4 protein-coding genes are annotated in these 2,939 nt (G+C 69.8%); 3 read left to right on the forward strand and 1 reads right to left on the reverse strand.

Features of this window, described 5'->3' with window-relative positions; translation table 11 throughout:
• On the forward strand, positions 1 to 924 hold a 924-nt coding region (locus AB0N06_RS38565), incomplete at its 5' end, for an MFS transporter (RefSeq protein WP_366139329.1).
• Positions 925 to 979: 55 nt separating this feature from the next.
• On the forward strand, positions 980 to 1,621 hold the full coding sequence (locus tag AB0N06_RS38570; protein ID WP_366139330.1) for an isochorismatase family protein: 642 nt from the start codon (positions 980 to 982) through the stop codon (positions 1,619 to 1,621).
• A 265-nt stretch (positions 1,622 to 1,886) separates the two neighbouring features.
• On the opposite strand, the gene AB0N06_RS38575 is transcribed toward AB0N06_RS38570, so the two are convergent.
• Complete coding sequence (locus AB0N06_RS38575) at positions 1,887 to 2,225, reverse strand: hypothetical protein (protein ID WP_366139331.1); 339 nt, start codon at positions 2,223 to 2,225, stop codon at positions 1,887 to 1,889.
• 87 nt (positions 2,226 to 2,312) lie between these two features.
• On the opposite strand from AB0N06_RS38575, the gene AB0N06_RS38580 reads away from it, so the two are divergent.
• Positions 2,313 to 2,468, forward strand: coding sequence for an epoxide hydrolase N-terminal domain-containing protein (locus AB0N06_RS38580; protein WP_366139332.1), 156 nt, complete (start codon positions 2,313 to 2,315; stop codon positions 2,466 to 2,468).
• The last annotated feature ends 471 nt before the right edge of the window (positions 2,469 to 2,939 follow it).

Genomic DNA, 2,939 nt, shown 5'->3' on the forward strand with positions numbered 1-2,939 from the left:
CCCGGACGGCACCTGGACCCGCCAGGTCTCGCCCTGACCGTCATCGCCATCGCCCTGCTGAACTACGCCGTCATCCAGGGCGGATACGCTGGCTTTGGCACCCCCGCGGTCCTATGGTCCTTCGCCGGGTTCGTTCTCGTCCTCGCCGCCTTCCTGGTCGTCGAGAGCCGCAGCCGCACTCCGATGCTCAACCTGCGGCTGTTCCGCAACCCCTCCTTCACGGCGGCCAATCTGGTCGCCATGGTCGCCCAGTACGCGTTCGTCGGCATGGCGATCGCCCAGGTCCTGTTCTACCAGCGTGTCCGCCATGAATCGATCCTGGAGACCGGCCTGCTCACCCTGCCGGTGACCGGCACCTATCTGCTGGTCAGCGCCGTGGCAGGCCGGGTCGTCGGCAGACTCGGCTTCAAAGTCACCCTCACTGGCGGCTCCCTGATCGCGGCCACCGGAACGCTGCTGATGCTCACCCAGACCGCACACACCTCCGCAGCACTGATCGGCCTGTACCTCGGCATCTTCGGTGCGGGCGCGGCGCTGGTCCTCCCGCCCAGCACCGCCGCCGCGGTCGTCAGCGTTCCCCCGGCCGAGGCAGGCATGGCCAGCGGCACCGTCAACCTCTTCCGGCAGATCGGCAACACCCTCGGGGCCAGCGTCACGGGAACCATCGTCACCAGCGGGCTGATCAGCCGACTGCCGGACCAGCTCACCCAGCACGGAGTCCCGTCCGAAGCCACCCCGGACATCACCGACGGCATAGCCTCCGGCACCCCGATCGCCGCCGTCCCCGCCGGAATCCGCGACAACGTCACGGCCGCCTTCGAAGACGCCTTCACCTCCGCGCTCCACCTGGCCGTCCTGATCCCAGCCGTCGGAGCCCTCCTCGCCGCAGTGGCCGCCGTGCTCTTCGTACGCAAACGCGCCTAGACGCACCGAGCACACCCATAGCTGCCGTCGTATCCGCACCCTCAGAGAGACCGCCATGAACATCGAAGCAAGGACCCCGGAGAACACCGCGTTCGTCCTGGTCGATTACGTCACCGGCTACGCCAACCTCATCCGGACACAGTCCATCAGCGACAACGTCACCGGGGCCGTCGCCCTGGCCCGCATGGCGCTCGGATACGGGGCGCCGCTGGTGGTGACGCTGGGCCCCGAGCGCGACCCGCGCGGCACCCTCTACCCCGAACTCGCCAGGGAGATCGGCGACCTGCCCCTCGTCCACCGGGCCGGTTCCTTCGACGCCTTCGGTCACCCCGGCTTCGAGGCGGCGATTGAGGCGACCGGCGTATGCCACCTGGTGATCGCCGGACTCACCACCGAGGGCTGCGTCCTGCGCACCGCGGTGGGTGCGTTGCGGCGGGGGCTGGGCGTGACAGTCGTCGTCGACGCCACCGCCGGCTCCACCCAGGTCGCCCACGACACCGCCCTGGCCCGGCTCACCCAACTCGGCGTGACCTTCACCACCTGGCTCTCCCTGGCCGCCGAACTCCAGGTGACCTACGACGACGAGAGGACCGTCGACGTATTCCGCTTGGTCCAGGCCCTCGACCCTTCCTACGCCATGAACACCGAGCAGCTCACCAACGCGCTGCGCCTGGGGGCGTCGGCCGGTACACCGTGACCGTCCGGCTTGGCCGGAGCGATATGTCAGCTCCTCCAGCCACCCGGTGGGTACCTCCCCGATGGGCCCAGGACGCCGTCTCCGTCGTGGAATCGGAGTTGCCGTTACGAGGTCCTGCCGGCCTGCGTGCCGCTGACGCCTCCGTCGTCCCGTCCGTCCCCCAGCCAATACCAACGGCATACCGTTCGTCGTCGGCGGCGCCCGCCAGCGCCGTCGAGCCGGCTGTGGTGCAGGCCGGTCCGGGGGCGGAGGGACCAGATCTCGGTCACACGAACCGGACGACCGCTCCCGCCGGGTAGCCGGACTGGTCGCGCGCGGGATACCGCGATGGGATGAAGCCGCCTGGCGACGATGCCGTGACCGATGCCGCCGCGTGCGCCGAATCCCTCGACGCCTGCCCCCGCTGCCCCGGACCGGGCGCGGCGACCACCCATTGTGAACCGAACAAGCAGAAAGAGTCCGTGATGGTGACGAAAGACAACTCCGACGGCGGCGGCACCGACTGACGCAAGTTCCTCGGCATGGCCGCCGGGGCGGCGGGCGTCGTGGCCGCGAGCCAGCTGACGATGCCCGGCACCGCACAGGCGGCGGGCGGCACTGCCACTGCCGGCTCCTCAGGGGCGCAAGCCTCCGCGACCATCCCACAGATCCCTGGGGTCCGCCCGTTCCGGATCAAGGTCCCCGAGGAGACCTGCGGGAGATGCGGCGGCGTATCCGCGCGACCCGCTGGCCCGACAAGGAGACCGTGACCGACCGCTCCCAGGATGCCGTGACCGACCGCTCCCAGGGTGCGCAGCTGGCGAAGCTCCGTCCGCTGGTCGAGTACTGGGGCAAGGGATACGACTGACGCAAGGCCGAACGGCGGCTCAACGCCCTGCCGCGGTTCATCACCGAGATCGACGACCTGGACATTCAGTGTGTCTGGTGCAGCGCCCGCTGTTGCTGTTCCTCGTTGAGGTGGGTCCAGTCGCGGGTTTGCCGTGCGGTCCAGCGCCCGATGTCGTCGCCGCGATGCTTACCCCGGGCGCGATCTCGACGAGGCCGGCACCGCTCGTGAGGAGCACGCGCAGGCCGGTGTAGTGGCGTTGCCAGTCGAGGACCTGCTGCCGTGGCGTGCGCCGGGATGTCGTCCTCGGGTCACACGTCAAAGGGGGCGGGGGCGCGTCGGGGTGTTTGCGGCGGGGGTGCGGGGTGCCGTTCCGTGCGCGACCTACCGGGGGTCAGCCTGCTGCCCGATCATGGAGACCAGGGTGGCGACGAGTTCGTCGGCGGTGATGTGCCACTTGTCCGGGGACAAATGGCCGTTGGCCTCCATGTC

The sequence above is a fragment of the Streptomyces sp. NPDC051020 genome (assembly GCF_040683105.1).
In the GTDB taxonomy this organism is placed as follows: domain Bacteria; phylum Actinomycetota; class Actinomycetes; order Streptomycetales; family Streptomycetaceae; genus Streptomyces.

Coding starts and splice junctions, on each gene's coding strand:
- AB0N06_RS38570 (WP_366139330.1), top strand. CDS start 980: ATGAACATCGAAGCAAGGACCCCGGAGAACACCGCGTTCGTCCTGGTC.